Genomic DNA, 16,273 nt, shown 5'->3' with positions numbered 1-16,273 from the left:
CCCAGAGAAAAACTCGTTTAGAGATGGGATTAGCCGAGGATAAAATCATCTACTTAAACTGTCAAAGTTTATTTAAATATCTGCCAGAAAATGACGATATTTTTCCTAGAATTGCCCGACAAGGGACTTCCAGAGAATAAAATACCCAACAAAAAAATAGAAAAGTGTTTTTTTGAAAAAGTAATTATTTTTGTCTAGGAAAACAAAGAGTCTCCCATTACAACCTATTTTTCCGAAAAAAAAATAGCAGCATAAACTTTTATACTTCCGAGCTTTTTCGAGTATAACAAGGACAAGTTAAAGAATCAAATACAGTTTTTAGCTAACCATCTTAGTTAACTACAAACTAGGTCTTATCATAATAAATATCAATAAACCATTGCCCCAAATCGGGAAAGTCTTGATTCGTTGATTCTGTGAGACGTTCGATTTTTTCTTCGATTTTTTCCATGGCTTTTTTAGTAAGCTTTACTCCTTTTTCGTAAGTTTCAGTAATCAACTTAACAATCGGGTGTTTTCCTTTCCAAGTCATAGTTTGGGCGAATTTCAAAGCTGTTTCGATTTCATCTAAAATACTCCCATTCCAATGGTTTTCTAACACAGCCCAGGTTCGTTCAATAGGATTATATTTACTATGGTAGGGGGGATAGTAAGCTAAACGTATATTAACTTGATATTTTTGGGAAAACTCAACTATACGTTTCATAAACTGAGTTCGTCTCGAATTATTTTCTGATCCATTATCTTGATTAATTATCAAAGTTTTAATTTTCTCAAAACGAGATTTTTCAGATTCCCAGAAATCCTCTAATATATCAACAATAAAGTTACTGGTGACTGTGGAGGTAGTGAAATACAAAAACAACTCATCAAATTCTGGAATAAATATTCCGTAAGGGGTTAGGGTTGTTTTCGGATTAAAATCATGATCGTTTGTTTCGACAGTTATTCTATTTTTACCTCCTCGATCAAACAGTCCAATATTAACACGGGCTTTGGCATCTAAACTAAGACGTAACATCGTAGGGTCTTCATCCGCTTCCCGATTAATGTTAGCTAATTCCTCAAAGATTGCCTCGGTTTCTGGAATTTTTTTTGAGGTAAAACTTTAGCGACTCTTTTCAGACGATAACCTAAGTTATTTAATTTAACCCGAATAGTTTCCTCGCTCGGTAAATCCTCATCACTGTACCCATATTTAGAGATTAATTGCTTTCGGACTTCGGCCGCACTCAGTCTCACATAAAGCCTTTGGCTTTTAAAACTTGGGTCAGTTTGGCTTTGAGAATCCACTAAATTTTTGATGTTTTCCAATAGAAAAGGTAAATGTTCTTCTGCTTTTTTCCGCCCCTTAGCTGAATGATTATCAACACAAATAATGCCTCTTTTTAGTTCTTTAATTCCTTTACGAATAGTAGTTCGATTCCAGCCTAACTCCTGTGCAGCAAGGGTTTGTCCCCCATAGCCTAATTCTAAGACTGTTTGCGCCATGAATCTTCTTTTAGCTGCACCTTTTAATTGAAGTGCAGTTTCACTGAGCAATTTCTTGAGGGAATCAGTTAATTCCATATATTCTTAAAAAGAAAAACTTGATTAATAATGTACAGGATTAATTCTACTACAAAATTGGAAGGAGGGGGCAACCATCGATCCCTACCTCCCACACTCCGAGAATGATTATTATTCTTGAGAATGAATAGTTTATTTTTTGGAAGTCCCTAAGTTCCCCACAGCCACTTTATTTTTATCTGTCATCGTAGCGAATTTGTGACCCATTGCTTTCAGTCGAGATTAAGTCAAGCTTTTAATAGGTATGGACTCAATTGGCAAAATTACGGGGTAATGATGCCACAATTAGAACAAAATGATTATTTTCAGCTTAACTTATTAGCAGACATCTATTTAGATAACTTAAGTTGGTCGGGAGGAAATACCACCCTCGAAGCAATTGCCTGTCAGCTTCCAGTTGTTACCTGTCCGGGGGAATTTATGCGCGGACGACATTCCTATGCTATCTTGAAAAAATTAGGCATAACCGAGACAATTGCTACCGATAAAAATCACTATATTGAAATTGCTATCCGTTTAGGTTTAGATAATCAATGGCGACAAACAATCAAAGATTATACTAAAATGAATATCGATACAGTATTTAACGATCGAACCTCCGTAGAAAGTCTAGAAAGATTTTATCAATCTGTAGTAGGAGAAGGTAAATAAAACTTTAGGGTTACATAGGGTTTGCGGCAAAAAGTTTGTTGGGGTGTGGGGTATGGGGAAGAGAACCACATAAAGTTCATTTTGTCAAGGATTTAAGATACTCTTACCCTGTGTTTAATCCTCTTTCCCAAGAATGATAAGGAGTAGTAAAATAAAAATCTGCTCCTAGTTTCTGACTCAACTCTTGATGTCCACAAAATTCTTTGACCTTGTCACAAGGGTCGGTTTTTCTTTTGTCAGGGGGAATCTCTTGGAAAAGTTTTTCGGTGACAAGGGTTGATGTCCGATGCGGTTTTGTTCTTGGCCAATGCTGCCACGCTCCGGAATCGCGCCACGCTTATTTTTCGCTCCGCTTCGACTCTTTCTTTTTCCTCGTCTGGCCCTATAGGTATTCTTGATGCTCTCGGCTCTTCGGTTTGTGTTATGCAATGGACGGGGGTTATAAGGGATGGAACACTTATATAGAAAGGCATTTAGCGATTTTTGTCAATTATTTTCGATCTAGAGCGAACTAATCAATTAAGTCTTTTACCAGATAAGGATTTAGTCGATTTATGCCCCCCTATCAAACCATACCAAGTAACGAAGAGCCTCGTTGTCCTTCGCTCGAAATAACTAATTATTTCTCCAAACCAGTTTCGGATTGTTTGACAACTCTTAGTAAAAACACTGGAGGATTTTGCCAACCATTCCGAGATGGATAGCATTCCCTCTGTCGGATTCTCTGAGGTTTCATAAATCTTTCTAAATTCTTCCTTTAATTCCTGCATCTTTTTCAAATTTGGGAATTTTTCTTTGATAGCTTCTAGTTTGATTTTTTGAGTTTCCGTTAAATCTTCTTCATTTTTTAACAGACTATATTTACTTCGCTTTAAAACTTCTAGCTTTGCTTCTTTTTCCGTTTTCTGTTTTTTATTTTTCTGCGCTTCTACGGCTCTTTTTTCCGCTCTTCTCTGTTCGTCTAACTCTTGATTAATTTGTTTCATTACATGAAATCTATCGGCGACTACCTCGGCCGATGGCATCAATTCTTTCACCAAATTTTTATAGGGCAACCAAAAATCTATGCTGACTTCTTCAATTTGCTCTAACACCTCTTTTCCCCAGCCTGTCAGCGTTTTCCTCAATTCTTCTTGTGTTCGCTTCTCTAGAATAGCTATTAGTTTTCCCGTATCTAAATTTACTAAAACTGCACAGTAATTTTTTTGCCCTTTGACTAGAGCGATTTCATCAATTCCTAGTCTTTTTAATTCCGATAGGTCTGGCTCTGTAATTTCTTCGGCGATGTCCTCTATCATTCTTTGAATCTCTTCTTCCGTTACGTCATTTCTTCGGCTAACATTTAAAATATCTCCTTCTTTTAATTGTTCGAGTATATTCTCGGCTAGTCTTTTCGTATAGGTTCGTTTCTTGGCGACAAAATCTAACTCTTCGCTAAAGGGTTTCTGACAATTACCGCACTTAAATTGACGACGATTAACTTGTAGGTACACTGGTTGACCTGAGATTGGTAAATCTTTGACTAAATGTCGATGATTTTGGTGGAGTTTATCGCTCTCTAACCCACAACGAGGACAGATTGCTTTTTGATTTTTCGATTCGACTGGTCAAACTATACCGATATTTTCTAGGTGTCGATAGCCTTGAATACAGGTTCCTTGTAGGTTCAAAAATTTGTCAAGTATCATAAGTAAAATAATCTCGTTTTTGGCAATTATATCAAATCTTAACTCAATTGTCTATCTTTTGGCATTAACCTGTTTGTGCCTTAAGTCCTTCCCTGTATGAATTTCAGCTACTTTTGAGCTTAGGTACTCTCATCGAATTTTATTTTAAGTTAATTATTTGCATAACAATTCCCGAAGAGCCAGGGTTAATTGGCCCTGACAACGAATTGTACGAAAAAGAGTGATCGCCGATCGCGTAGGGTGCGCCCCACGCACCCACGCACCTTTTACTTTTTCAAAACACTTTAATCTAAATTGTGATGCGTTACGCTAACACATCCGGCTCTTCGTTACTTGGTATGGTTCGATAGGGGGGCATAAATCGACTAAATCCTTATCTGGTAAAAGACTTAATTGATTAGTTCGCTCTAGATCGAAAATAATTAACAAAAATCGCTAAATGCCTTTCTATATAAGGGTTCCATCCCTTATAACCCCCGTCCATTGCATAACACAAACCAAAGAGCCACACATCCTACCGTTACTAACAATCTCAAATCATTTTCTCCATCAATAAACAGGAGCAAAAGCCATGAAAATTAGCCAAAAAGGAATCGATCTCATTAAACACTTTGAAGGGGTAAAACTCAACGCTTACCAAGATACTGTTGGAGTATGGACAATTGGTTATGGCCATACCAAAGGTGTTCACGCAGGAATGACAATTACCGGATCAGAAGCCGAAAATCTTCTCGAACAAGACCTAGAAACCTTTGAAGCTGGAGTATCCAATCTGGTCAAAGTCCCCATTAACCAGGATCAATATGACGCATTAGTTTCGTTTGCCTTTAACTTAGGATTAGGAACTCTTGCAGGCTCTACCCTACTCCATAAACTTAACCTCAAGGATTATCAGGGTGCGGCAGAAGAATTTGGCAAATGGGTTCACGCAGGACACCAAGTTTTACCCGGTCTGGTTAGCCGTCGTAAAGCAGAAGAAGGGTTAGGGACTTGCGCTTTGATAATGTACCTTTTGGGCGAACGCAGTTCGCCCCTACATTGTGGACAAAATCCGTTACTGTAGGGGCGCAAGGCTTGCCATTGGTGTCAACTTAAGCAAGAAGCTTAATTATAAAAGGTAGCTGATTATCCAAGAGGAAGGAAGTAAAAAATGGTAAAATAGGGTGGGGAAGTCAGAGTTGGGTCAGTGAAAAAGCGCTCTAAGCAACGACCGAGAAAACAGGGGGTTCCAGATTTGCGGCGACCACATCAATGCCCAAGCCCAGAAATCCCACAAGTAATAGAAGAACTTAAAAAATATCTAGAGCCAAGATTATTTACGCCGCTAAAATATATGCGAGGAAATCATGAAAAAATCATGAGAGATAGATTATTAACCTTACCCGTGGTGGTCGCCTTATTGGTAAGCTTAGTCTATTGCCAGATAGCGGGATCAAGTGAAGCTGTAAGAGTCTGAAAAGAGGAAGGATTACTCTGGGTAGAACCTCTAAAAGTAAGTAAGCAAGCTGTATCCAAAAGATTGATGAGCTTACCTACGGAAATCTTTGTATTGCTGCTGAGAAATATTTTAGAAAAAAGAAAAGAAATGTCAGGTAAAATTAGCATAGCTGAGAAATGGCAAAAGGTGAGAGAAAAATTCAGTGTTATTTGGATAGCCGATGGCTCAACCCTAGAGCAGCTGAGGAAAAGCCTGAAAGCTTCCGAGAAGGAATCTGGGAAATTGGCTGGAAGAATAATGATGATTGTTGAGGCATTTACGCAAGTACCTGTGACAGTATGGTATCAGAAAAATGAGAGATGTAACGATAAAGTATGGGCAGAACAATTAATAAATGAGCTACCTACATCAGGCTTGCTAGTCGTTGACCTAGGCTTTTTTAGTTTTCCGTGGTTTGACCAATTTACTAAGGAAGGAAAATATTTTCTTACCCGCATGAGGGGGAAAACATCTTACAAAATAAAGCAAGTTTTGTCCGCAGGAAAACTTTACCGAGATGAGATTATTACCCTCGGTCAGTATCGCTCTAATCCTTGCCATTCGACCGTCAGATTAGTCTCAGTTCTTTGGGGAAATACTTGGTATGATTATTTGACAAACGTGCTTGATTCTCAACAACTATCCGCTGAGGAAGTTTGTGATTTGTATAGAAGAAGATGGCAGATAGAAGAAGCTTTTCTCTTAACTAAGCGACTCTTAGGACTGGCCTATTTATGGGTTGGACACACTAACGGCGTACAAATCCAAATTCTCACTACCTTGATTTTCTATACTGTTCTCACTCAGATAGTTCAAGATGTGGCTGTCGCTCTCCATCAGCCGCAAGAAAAAATTTCTGTCGAGATGGTTTTTAGAAGCCTTTACTATGTAGCGAAGGCTTTCTCTCGGGGCGAAAACCCAGATGTAATCAGCTATTTAGCCGAACGCGCTCAACTTTTTGGACTGATTAAAGCTGAACGTCAGCGACATCGAGAGAAAGAGGCTCTCCATCGACAAATATGGGAACCTCTTCCCTTAAGTTGACACCAATGAATGCTTGCTTGCGCCCCTACAGTAACGGATTTTGTCCACAATGTAGGGGCGAACTGCGTTCGCCCAAAAGGTACATTATCAAAGCGCAAGTCCCTTAGCTGTCACCTTGATGGTGGTAGCTTTTTCTTTTTTTAGCCAATACAGCGCTTCTGTTCCCCCCTGAAAGGTTACGGTTATACCATTTCTCTAAATGAAAACTACACATCGAATTTAAATCCCCCTTTAAGTTCCCCTTTTTAAGGGGGATTTAGGGGGATTAAACTTCTGTAGTCAGACTTTGGAGAATTGGTATTAGGGGGTAATCCCGCCCTCCAGACGCTAAAATCCTATGATCTTGGCCATGAATTACTGTTAATTGGGCGATATTATCTGTCTCAAAATTTCTTGCTTCAGGGGGTTGGTTCGGTGGCGTTTCCGGGCAGTGCTATTCGTCTCGCAGCAGACAATCATACTAGCCCTTGGGTTACTCTACAAGTGTCCCTGTTTATGTTTTTCTGAGTTTATCCTCCTGTTGCCAGAGGAGAGGACAAGGATGATGGCTCTTCTGGTTTATGTGTGGAAACGAAGCCTATACTGATAGTTTCTTCGGCAAAATAGTCGTAAAAGTCCTTCTCAGTCAACATTTCACGATTCCATAAGCAAAAATTATCACACAAAGTCGAGAAGAGCCGGATGATGGTATGTGATATAATTTGCTCTTGCTTTCAACTACATATTTAGGGCTTGCTGAATAATGGTAAAACCCTTTTAAAATAAGGCTTTTGACCTGTTAAAATCCGATGTTAGTGCAAGAATATAGGATTGGGACATTCAAAAACCTTGCATTATTCTTCTTGTAGTACATAGACTGGTACAAAAAAAGAAGGGCAACAAAGCCTGAAACGACCGGCTACTGACTCCTGACGACCGGCTACTGACTCCTAGCCCCACCAACAAACTTTTTCAGCAAACCCTATTTAAGTGATTTTGTCAAGAAAATGAGCGAATTAAAATCCCAAATCACCGCTATTGATCATCAACTTTCCAAACGCCCGATCGCTCTCGATCCCGCAGGATATTTTATTATTTATCTCGACCGAGAAGCAGGGTTAATCTGTGCCAAACATTACAGCAATATTATCAACGAAAAAGGTTTAGCCGTCGATCCAGAAACGGGAAAAGTTATCGGTGTTAGGCAAAAACTTGATCGCAATCCTGAGTCTATTTACACCGCGAGAACCGCCAAAGAATTAGCCGTCAAAGTGATCGAAGAAACCCAACCTTGTCCTATTACTATGTTCGATCATGCTGCTTATTTAGGTCGAGAATTCACCCGCGCTGAATACGCTTTAATCACCGGGGAAGAATATATTCAGGATTAAAGATTGGGCTTTTCAGTGTTGCCAAAGGCACGGCGTAGCCGTCCAGTAAACAGTAAACAGGGATAAAGATGAAGATAAATAAATAACTTAAAACTTACATCTGATAACTGATAACTGATAACTGATAACTGTTAAACCGTGCCTTTAAATAAACCTTGGGGACGGAATAATAACAGCAAGATCATAATTAATAAAGCCACGGCTAATTTATAATCAGAACCAATTAAGGGAACACTAATTTCTTGAGCAACACCAATAATTAAAGCTCCAGCAATCGCTCCGTAGGGATTACCAATACCACCTAAAATAACGGCCGCAAACATTGGTAAGATTAAAAACCAGCCCATATTGGGACGTACTCCCCCGGTAATTAACCCGAACATCCCTCCAGCTAAAGCAGTTAAAACTCCGGTAATTATCCATGTCCAGAAGACAACCCATTCGACGTTAATTCCAGTTACTCTAGCTAAATCGTTGCTGTCAGCTACGGCACGCATCGCCTTACCGATCTTAGTTTTTTGTAATAAAAAATGGAGGGCAATAATAACTATAATTGCCAAACCAATAACTAACAAGCGATCGAAAGCTACTTTAATACCAAAAATTTCCGTAGCGGTCATCACAGGCAGATCGTAGCGTTGATTACTGCCGCCCCAGATCATTAAAATACCATTGCGAAGAAATAAAGCCAAACCGATCGAAATAATAATTAAAGTGGTAGAGTCAGCCCGTCGATCGCGCATAGGTTTCCATAATAATCTCTCGGCAATGAGCATGGCAATAGCTGTCACCGCTGCCCCCACCGGCATCGCTAACCAGAGATTAACTCCTTGAGCATTTACCAGCCAAGTTATGTAAGCACCCAAAGTCATAAAATCGCCGTGGGCAAAATTAGACAGACGCAAAATGCCACAGGTAAGGGTTAAACCAACAGCAGCCAGAGCAATAATACTGCCGACGGCTAAACCATTGAATAAAAGTTGCGGTGTATCCATCAAACCTCTTGTATAAATCAGAAATTGTCCTTAGAAATAGGAGTCAGGAGAGAGAAAACTAATTAACTTTTGTCTTTTACTTTATTTAACTGAAAGCTGAGGGCCTGTGGCTTAAATATTTTTGTTTAGACCAAATTGCATGACAGTATAAGCTCAGACAGCTATTATAAAGGTTTGTGTGCCGGCAATTTCTGGCGGCCAGCGGAAAGCTGACGGCTGATGGCTTACTGCTATAAAATCAAGAATGCCCACTGATGGAATTTGCCGCCAATGAAGACTATCTTTCGATTAGCGATCGCTTTTTTTGCAACACTATTTATCCTATCTCCTGTCAATGCCTTAGCTGCCAGTTCTGCTGCTGTCACAGGAGCCAATGCCAGTTATGAAAACCAGAATCTGACAGGAAAGGATTTTTCGGGACAAAATTTGCAATCTGCCCAATTTACTAACGTTAATCTGCAAGATTCTAACTTTAGCTCTGCCGATTTGCGCGGGGCAGTGTTTAACGGAGCCTCTATCATCGAAGGCAACTTTCATGGAGCGGACTTAACCAATGGGTTAGCCTATCTGAGTACCTTTAAAAATTCCGATTTAAGCGATGCCATTTTTGCCGAAGCGATCATGCTGCGCACCATTTTCGAGGGAGTCAATATCAACGGTGCTGATTTTAGTTTTGCCGTGCTTGACGCTCAACAAATCAAAAATCTCTGTGAAAGAGCCGAGGGTGTCAACTCAAAAACCGGCATCTCTACCCCGGAATCTTTAGGATGTGATCAATGATGCAAACAAGGGTTGGTGTTATTGGTGGTGGACAATTAGCATGGATGATGGCACAGGAAGCCAAGAAATTAGGCATTTCTCTAATTGTACAAACACCACACCCCGACGATCCCGCCGTTGCTTTAGCTGACGGGGTTGTCTTTGCGGAAATAGCTGACGTGGAAGGCACAAAAAAACTAGCTCAACACTGTGATCTGATCACGTTTGAAAATGAGTTTGTTAATTTAGATGCCCTAGAAGAATTAGCGGCCACAGGAGTTAAATTCTATCCTAGTTTGGCAAATCTGCGCCCCCTATTGGATAAATACGAGCAAAGATGTTATTTACGCTCTCTAGGGTTGCCTGTGCCTGATTTTTGGGCGATAGATAATTTATCCCAACTAGAAAATTATCCTTTTCCGCTAGTGCTGAAAGCACGACGACACGGTTATGATGGTCAGGGAACCTTTATTATCCGCACTCCTGAAGAATTAAACGCCAAAAAGCCGCAATTAGAGCGTCTTGACTTGATGTTAGAAGCTTATATTCCCTACGAGCGCGAATTAGCCATCGTTGCCGCTAGGGGATTAACCGGGGAAATCGTCACCTATCCCGTGGTGGAAACCTATCAAGAGGAGCAAGTCTGTCACTGGGTAATCGCTCCCGCCGCTCTTAACCAATCTTTACAGGCTCAAACCGAACCTATCGCCCATCATCTGTTAAGTAGTTTGTCGGCGGTGGGTGTTTTCGGGATCGAGTTATTTGTCACTCCGCAGGGGGAGGTATTGATTAATGAAATCGCTCCCCGTACCCATAATTCGGGTCATTACAGCCTTTCTGCCTGTCTTACCTCCCAATTTTCCCTACAACTGCAAGCAGTGGCTAATTTGCCCCTCGGAGCCACGGATTTAAAATCTGCCGGGGCAGTCATGGTTAATCTATTGGGTTTTGAGGATAGTGACGGTGATTATGGCGAAAAAAGAGCAGTTTTAGCGGCAATTCCAGACGCTCACGTTTTTTGGTACGGTAAAAAATCCCGTCCCGGTCGAAAATTAGGCCATGTCACCCTCTTAAGGGATACAAGCGATCGCTCTGAGTTATTGGACCTAGCAAAACAGATAGAAAAGCTTTGGTATGGTTGTTAGGGAAGTGGGAAGTATTTTCAGTAAACAGTAATCAGTGAACAGTAATCAGTAAACAGTGAACTGATAACTGATAACTGATAACTGATTCAGTAAACCCTAATTAAAAGACCTTTTTGATTGCCTCGGTCAGTTTTTGACTAATTAACTCGTTACCGTCTCGACTGAGATGAATATTATCGCGATAGAGGGAATCAGGATTAGAATGTGCTTGAAAAATGGGCAGAAAATCTAGATAAAAAATCTGCTGGTTGCTGGTGAAATCCGCTAGTCTTTGACGGGCTTTTAATTCATAATCTCGCCCCTGTTTTTGAGCTTCGCGAATGAGGGGGGTAATAGCGATAATTAAACGGGCTTGATTAGCCTGAGCAAGGGCTTGAATTTGGGCAAGAGCGGTTAAATTATTGCCCACTCGATCGCCCCCTTCCTGCACTGGTGACAGGGGAGGATAACGCTTAAAATATCGATCGTATAATTCGATTAAAGCTAAAGCCGGCCGGTGAGCGGGATAATTAATTTCTCGTCCCACCACCGCCGAACTAGGAGCTAAAGCGAACAGATCATCGGTGTTCATTAATAACACAATCACCTGAGATTCAAAGGTGCCGAAACGTCGCAGATAGGCCAATTGATTGCGCGGTCCCCACGAATTAGCCGAAGCATTGAGAACTTGCACCGAACCTGTCAGATTTTGTCCTAAATTTTTGGTGATTAAAGCAGAAATGGTCTCTTTTTGATCTGTCCACCAGGAGCCATTAGCGATCGAATCACCGATTAACATTATTCTCGTCGTCTCTGGGGGCCTTTGGGGTGTAATCGGATCGCTCCGCATCGAATACTGATTAACGGCGATAAAATTGGAAAACCGGCGCGTTTGTTGATTAGGAGCCAAAAGATAGCCAATTTCGGCATCGGCTTTGTAAATAAGCGGATTACCGAACCCGAAGACAATTCTTAAAATAGCCTCAAGGAGAAGGCCAAGAAGGAAAAGAACGCCTAGAATGATTAAAGACAGCCGAATGATACCAATTTCTAATAACACGGATAGATGAGAGTTCGCTAATTTATGATCCGAAAGTGTCTCATACCTTATCCATCTCATGAAAAGGAGTTAAAAGCAATGTCAGACTTAAATCGTGGCATCATGAAATTCGAGGGAGCCGATAAACCGGCAGTAGTGGCGATATCGTCGATTATCGTTATCGGTAGTATTATTGCTCTGATCCTTTGGGCAATGAAAGTCGCCTACATCTAGTTAGGGTTTGCGGCAAAAAGTTTCTCGTGGGGGCAGGGTGTGGGGTGTAGGGTGTAGGGTGTAGGGTTTTACCCATTTTCATCTGGTAAATTACCTAATTTTCAGGGAAAAAGTCCCTAAAATTTCCCCCCGATCCCTCCAATGGCTGGCACTTTTTGATTTCCCAAAAGTCTAAAAGTCTTATCCAACAAGGTTTTTAGATTTATTCAGCAACCTCTAGTTAGGGTTTGCGGCAAAAAGCTTTTCCTGGGGGCAGGGTGTGGGGTGTGGGGTGTGGGGTTTTACCGATTTTGAGGTAGTCAGTTACCTAATTTTCAGGGAAAAAGTACCTGAATTTTCCCCCCGATCTCCGCAACGGCTGGCACTTTTTGATTTCTCAAAAGTCTAAAAGTCTGACCCAACAAGGTTTTTAGATTTATTCAGCAACCTCTAGTTAACTAGAATAATTTCCCTCACTTTTTGGCATCACTCGGTTTAAATTTCTTGCGATCACGACACGATCTCACCTCTTGTCCCCTTGAGCCTGTAGGATAGGGTCAAGGGAGAAATTGCTAGTTCCCTCTATTGCGCTTGCTAGTCACACTCGACTCGAAACAGATCATCGATGAGCAGATCAACTTCTGTTTTAACAGAACTGTTGCAGTTACTCCCCCAATGGCGATCGCAGATGTACTTCAAAGCATCCCTGACCGCGCTATCCCACGCCATGGAGGATCAGGTTTTAGCGGAAGACGATCAACCGTTAGTGATTGCCAGTTTTCAGCGTGAGCGCTTTTATCGTCAAGAGGCCCATCGCTACCGACGCATTGCCCACAAAAGCGGGCAAGTTTATGTTTTGTCAGCCCCAGAAACCGATTTTAAGCATAGTTCCGACGTTTGCGAGACGATCGCTTTTCAACCGGACGACAGTTTAGCCCAAGAATGGCATCTAGTGGTTATCAGTCGCCATTATGCTAGTTGTTTAATCTGTCGGGAGCGAACCCATCTGGTAGCCGAAGGGGAAAATAGGGCAGCTATGGATAATAATCGCCGTTTTGAGGGGATTTGGACGAGTGATCGCCATGTGAGTCAACAGGCCGCCCAAATTCTCTTAAATCATATTCTCGATTATCGTCCCGAACTGGCGGACAAAATTAGGCGCGCTCAAGAAGAATACCTAATCTGTGAACTGACGGATAGGGATCATCAAGAGGAACCGGATCCCTTTGTCCAGCGATTGGTCACTTATTTGCAAGCGGGACAGTATAAACTGCTGAAAGCCAATCGTTCCCTGGCATCGAAAGAACACAAAGAAAGACTGATCAACTCGGTGACAGCGGCGATCCGTCGTTCCCTCGATCCGGAAGATATCCTCCAGGTGGCAGTGCGGAAATTGGGGGAGGGATTGGGAGTCTGTCGCTGCGTGGTCTATCGTTGTAAGGAAGCCGACATTAACGCCACCATCGAACACGAATTTTTAAACTCCGGCATTAGTTCCATCAAAGGACAAAAATGGCCTCTGAAAAATAATCCTCTTTTTCAGGAAGCGCTGGAATTGAGAGAATCCCTGAAAATTGAAGACGCTATTCACGATCCCCGTCTCCCCGGCGATTCCATTCAAAATCTGGTGCGGGAATGTTCCATCTATTCCTGGTTATTAGTACCGATTTTTTACCAAAGTCGTCTCTTGGGAATGTTGGAACTGCATCACTGTGGACCCTATACCACCACTTGGAAAAGCGAGGATGTCGCCCTGGTGGACGCGGTGGCCACTCAAATCGGAGTCGCCCTCATTCAAGCAGAAGCCTACGCTAATTTACAGGATTTAAATGAACAATTAGCCGCCCTCGATCGCACTCGTTCTAATTTAGTCGCCATTACCGGCCACGAATTACGCACCCCCCTGTCCACCATTCAAGTCTGTCTAGAAAGTTTGGCCTCGGAACCGGATATGCCGGCGGAAATGCGCCAAATTATGCTTGATACTGCTCTGAAAGATGCGGAACGAATGCGTAAATTAATCCAAGATTTTTTAACTCTTTCCAGGTTAGAAAGTGGCCGGGTTAATTGGAATCCTGAAGCTTTATCCTTATCGGAATGTGTAGAATTAGCCATCAGTCACGTTCACTCCCGCAATCTCGACAACGAAAATCCAAAAATTAGCAATCTTGTCCCCCCTAATCTGCCCTTTGTTTTAGCCGATGGCGAGTGGTTAGTGGAATTACTCTCCAAACTTCTCGATAATGCCTGTAAGTTTACCGGACGGGAGGGAAATGTCTCGATCGAAGTCGCTTTGGGAAAACCAAAAACTCTAGAAGTGACGATTTCTGACACCGGACGCGGGATCGAACCCAATCTTTTAGAACAGGTTTTCGATCGCTTTTACCAAGAGGAGGGGGCCCTGCGACGCAGTGCTGGGGGAACCGGTTTAGGACTGGCTATCTGTCGTCAGATCGTTAATGGTTGGGGCGGCGAAATTTGGGCAGAATCGAGGGGCAAAAATAACGGCAGTCAGTTTCATTTTACTATTCCAATATTTAAAGATAAAACTAACGATAATCCCCCAAATACCGCTCCGAAAAAATCCTCCCGTCGTGCTGCCAGTAAACGTAAATAGCGGCCGGTTGCCCGTTTAGTTTTGGCTCTTTGCTCGTGACTTCCTATTCCTTTTCTTCATCAAAAACTAAACAAAAAAGCATTAAAAAAGAAGCATCCAATCCCCAAGATATATAATAAACTTAAAAGAGTAATCAATTAGTCGTTTTTAGGTGAAAAAATTATGGGACGCGCCAAGAGAGTGGTTTTAGCTTATTCCGGAGGAGTCGATACTTCCGTCTGTATTCCCTATCTCAAACAGGAATGGGGAGTAGAAGAAGTGATTACCCTAGCCGCCGATTTAGGACAGGGAGACGAATTAGGACCAATTCAAGAAAAGGCTCTGCGCTGCGGAGCGATCGAATCCTTAGTGGTCAATGCTCAGGAAGAATTCGTCAAAGAATACGCTTTTCCCTCAATTCAAGCTAATGCTCTCTACGAAAATCGTTATCCCCTTTCTACCGCCCTGGCTCGTCCTTTAATCGCTAAATTATTAGTAGAGGCCGCCGAGAAATACGGGGCCGATGCCGTCGCTCACGGTTGCACTGGCAAAGGTAACGATCAAGTGCGTTTTGATGTGGGCATTATGACCCTTAATCCTAGTTTAAAAGTTCTCGCTCCCGCCCGGGAATGGGGCATGAGCCGGGAAGAAACCATCGCCTACGGGGAAAAATTCGGGATCGAGTCCCCTGTGAAAAAATCCTCGCCTTTTAGTATCGATCGTAACCTGTTGGGGCGCAGTATTGAAGCCGGTCCCTTGGAAGATCCGATGACGGAACCCCCGGAAGAAATCTATCTAATGACCAAAGCGATCGCCGATACTCCCAACGAGCCGGAATACGTCGATATTGGTTTTAATCAGGGTATTCCTGTCAGTTTAAACGGAGAAAATCTCGATTCTGTCACGCTAATTAGTCAATTAAATGACCTAGTGGGTAAACACGGTGTTGGTCGTTTAGATATGATCGAAAACCGGGTAGTGGGAATTAAATCGCGAGAAATTTACGAGGCCCCGGCTTTATTAGTTTTAATTGATGCTCACCGGGACTTAGAAAGTTTAACTTTAACTGGAGATGTTACCCAATATAAACGGGGAATTGAAGATACCTACGGACAGTTAATTTATAAAGGATTGTGGTACAGTCCCTTAAAGGAAGCGATCGATGCTTTTATCCTCAAAACCCAAGAACAGGTAACGGGATCGGTGCGACTCAAACTGTTTAAAGGTAACGCTAAAGTGGTCGGTCGTCAGTCAGTCAATTCTATCTATTCTCCCGATTTAGCTACCTACGGAGCCGAGGATCAGTTTGATCATAAAGCGGCCGAAGGTTTCATCTATGTTTGGGGATTACCCAGCAAAGTTTGGGCCGAAAAAACTAGAGGAAAGTAATCAACAATCCTCTGCTAATACCGTTAATAATTATTATTGTAGGAGCGAAGGCAATTCGTCCCTACAATAATATACATCTTGCATAATTTTTTTATGGTATAATGGAAATCTTGGTTCTCCGGTTTGTGTTATGCAATGGACTGGGGTTATAAGGGATGGAACCCTTATGTAGAAAGGCATTTGGCGATTTTTGTCAATTGTTTTTTATCTAGAGCGAACTCATCAATTAAGTCTCTTGCCAGAGAAGGATTTAGTCAATTTATGCCCCCCTATCGAACCATAACAAGTAACGAAGAGCCGAAATTTTTACCTTTTTTAGCGTTTGAGATGCTCTCACCCCGATGTACCAATTAACTAAT

Annotated in this window: 10 protein-coding genes and 4 pseudogenes; 9 read left to right on the top strand and 5 right to left on the bottom strand. The window is 41.8% G+C overall.

What is annotated here, in order from left to right; all coding sequences use genetic code 11:
- Window positions 1-346: 346 nt before the first annotated feature.
- Window positions 347-1,569, bottom strand: a protein-coding gene (locus tag ACQY1Y_RS20300) for an ISAzo13-like element ISMae28 family transposase (protein ID WP_430013443.1) whose coding sequence is annotated in 2 segments (ribosomal slippage) — window positions 347-1,089 and window positions 1,089-1,569 — 1,224 coding nt in all. Because the reading frame shifts where the segments join, the coding sequence is not laid out codon by codon here.
- A 153-nt stretch (window positions 1,570-1,722) separates the two neighbouring features.
- Here ACQY1Y_RS20300 and ACQY1Y_RS20295 point away from each other — a divergent pair.
- Window positions 1,723-2,220 (top strand): annotated as a pseudogene (locus tag ACQY1Y_RS20295) (tetratricopeptide repeat protein); the annotation flags it as partial.
- A gap of 112 nt (window positions 2,221-2,332) precedes the next feature.
- On the opposite strand, the pseudogene ACQY1Y_RS20290 reads toward ACQY1Y_RS20295, so the two are convergent.
- Both ACQY1Y_RS20290 and ACQY1Y_RS20285 read right to left on the bottom strand, forming a co-directional pair.
- Window positions 2,333-2,537 (bottom strand): annotated as a pseudogene (locus ACQY1Y_RS20290) (IS30 family transposase); the annotation flags it as partial.
- A gap of 276 nt (window positions 2,538-2,813) precedes the next feature.
- Window positions 2,814-3,908: pseudogene (locus ACQY1Y_RS20285) on the bottom strand (ISL3 family transposase); the annotation flags it as partial.
- A 571-nt stretch (window positions 3,909-4,479) separates the two neighbouring features.
- Here ACQY1Y_RS20285 and ACQY1Y_RS20280 point away from each other — a divergent pair.
- The 3 genes and pseudogenes from ACQY1Y_RS20280 to ACQY1Y_RS20270 all read left to right on the top strand — a co-directional run bounded on the left by ACQY1Y_RS20280 (window position 4,480) and on the right by ACQY1Y_RS20270 (window position 7,799).
- Window positions 4,480-4,971: a lysozyme gene (locus ACQY1Y_RS20280; protein ID WP_016514703.1), complete on the top strand. Its 492-nt coding sequence runs from the start codon at window positions 4,480-4,482 to the stop codon at window positions 4,969-4,971.
- Between the two features lie 123 nt (window positions 4,972-5,094).
- Window positions 5,095-6,429, top strand: a pseudogene (locus ACQY1Y_RS20275) (IS4 family transposase).
- Between the two features lie 986 nt (window positions 6,430-7,415).
- Window positions 7,416-7,799 (top strand): DUF4346 domain-containing protein, encoded by a 384-nt coding sequence (locus ACQY1Y_RS20270; protein ID WP_002735883.1) that lies wholly within the window; start codon window positions 7,416-7,418, stop codon window positions 7,797-7,799.
- Between the two features lie 131 nt (window positions 7,800-7,930).
- Here ACQY1Y_RS20270 and ACQY1Y_RS20265 read toward each other — a convergent pair whose 3' ends face one another.
- Window positions 7,931-8,794, bottom strand: coding sequence for a branched-chain amino acid ABC transporter permease (locus tag ACQY1Y_RS20265; RefSeq protein ID WP_002767732.1), 864 nt, complete (start codon window positions 8,792-8,794; stop codon window positions 7,931-7,933).
- A 270-nt stretch (window positions 8,795-9,064) separates the two neighbouring features.
- On the opposite strand from ACQY1Y_RS20265, the gene ACQY1Y_RS20260 reads away from it, so the two are divergent.
- Both ACQY1Y_RS20260 and ACQY1Y_RS20255 read left to right on the top strand, forming a co-directional pair.
- The gene (locus tag ACQY1Y_RS20260) at window positions 9,065-9,574 is read left to right on the top strand and encodes a pentapeptide repeat-containing protein (RefSeq protein WP_430013442.1); all 510 of its coding nucleotides are present in this window, start codon (window positions 9,065-9,067) and stop codon (window positions 9,572-9,574) included.
- Window positions 9,571-10,698, top strand: coding sequence for a 5-(carboxyamino)imidazole ribonucleotide synthase (locus tag ACQY1Y_RS20255; protein ID WP_430013441.1), 1,128 nt, complete (start codon window positions 9,571-9,573; stop codon window positions 10,696-10,698). Before ACQY1Y_RS20260 ends, ACQY1Y_RS20255 begins: the two co-directional genes overlap by 4 nt.
- Before the next feature lie 100 nt (window positions 10,699-10,798).
- Here ACQY1Y_RS20255 and ACQY1Y_RS20250 read toward each other — a convergent pair whose 3' ends face one another.
- Window positions 10,799-11,737, bottom strand: a complete 939-nt coding sequence (locus ACQY1Y_RS20250) for an SGNH/GDSL hydrolase family protein (protein WP_430013440.1) — start codon at window positions 11,735-11,737, stop codon at window positions 10,799-10,801.
- A 78-nt stretch (window positions 11,738-11,815) separates the two neighbouring features.
- Between ACQY1Y_RS20250 and ACQY1Y_RS20245 the strand changes: the two genes are divergently transcribed.
- The 3 genes from ACQY1Y_RS20245 (at window position 11,816) to ACQY1Y_RS20235 (ending at window position 15,914) form a co-directional block, all read left to right on the top strand.
- Entirely contained in the window at window positions 11,816-11,950 is a 135-nt protein-coding gene (locus ACQY1Y_RS20245; RefSeq protein ID WP_002736350.1) for a hypothetical protein, read from the top strand.
- A gap of 604 nt (window positions 11,951-12,554) precedes the next feature.
- Window positions 12,555-14,546, top strand: a complete 1,992-nt coding sequence (locus ACQY1Y_RS20240; RefSeq protein WP_430013439.1) for a DICT sensory domain-containing protein — start codon at window positions 12,555-12,557, stop codon at window positions 14,544-14,546.
- Between the two features lie 162 nt (window positions 14,547-14,708).
- Window positions 14,709-15,914: an argininosuccinate synthase gene (locus ACQY1Y_RS20235; protein WP_002790869.1), complete on the top strand. Its 1,206-nt coding sequence runs from the start codon at window positions 14,709-14,711 to the stop codon at window positions 15,912-15,914.
- Window positions 15,915-16,273 lie beyond the last annotated feature (359 nt).

This window comes from Microcystis ichthyoblabe FBCC-A1114 (genome assembly GCF_050500245.1).
In the GTDB taxonomy this organism is placed as follows: domain Bacteria; phylum Cyanobacteriota; class Cyanobacteriia; order Cyanobacteriales; family Microcystaceae; genus Microcystis; species Microcystis ichthyoblabe_A.
The sequence above is the reverse complement of the archived record's forward strand: the minus strand, read 5'-3'. Positions and strand labels throughout refer to the sequence as shown.

Coding starts and splice junctions, on each gene's coding strand:
- ACQY1Y_RS20280 (WP_016514703.1), top strand. CDS start 4,480: ATGAAAATTAGCCAAAAAGGAATCGATCTCATTAAACACTTTGAAGGG.
- ACQY1Y_RS20270 (WP_002735883.1), top strand. CDS start 7,416: ATGAGCGAATTAAAATCCCAAATCACCGCTATTGATCATCAACTTTCC.
- ACQY1Y_RS20265 (WP_002767732.1), bottom strand. CDS start 8,794: ATGGATACACCGCAACTTTTATTCAATGGTTTAGCCGTCGGCAGTATT.
- ACQY1Y_RS20260 (WP_430013442.1), top strand. CDS start 9,065: ATGAAGACTATCTTTCGATTAGCGATCGCTTTTTTTGCAACACTATTT.
- ACQY1Y_RS20255 (WP_430013441.1), top strand. CDS start 9,571: ATGATGCAAACAAGGGTTGGTGTTATTGGTGGTGGACAATTAGCATGG.
- ACQY1Y_RS20245 (WP_002736350.1), top strand. CDS start 11,816: ATGTCAGACTTAAATCGTGGCATCATGAAATTCGAGGGAGCCGATAAA.
- ACQY1Y_RS20240 (WP_430013439.1), top strand. CDS start 12,555: ATGAGCAGATCAACTTCTGTTTTAACAGAACTGTTGCAGTTACTCCCC.
- ACQY1Y_RS20235 (WP_002790869.1), top strand. CDS start 14,709: ATGGGACGCGCCAAGAGAGTGGTTTTAGCTTATTCCGGAGGAGTCGAT.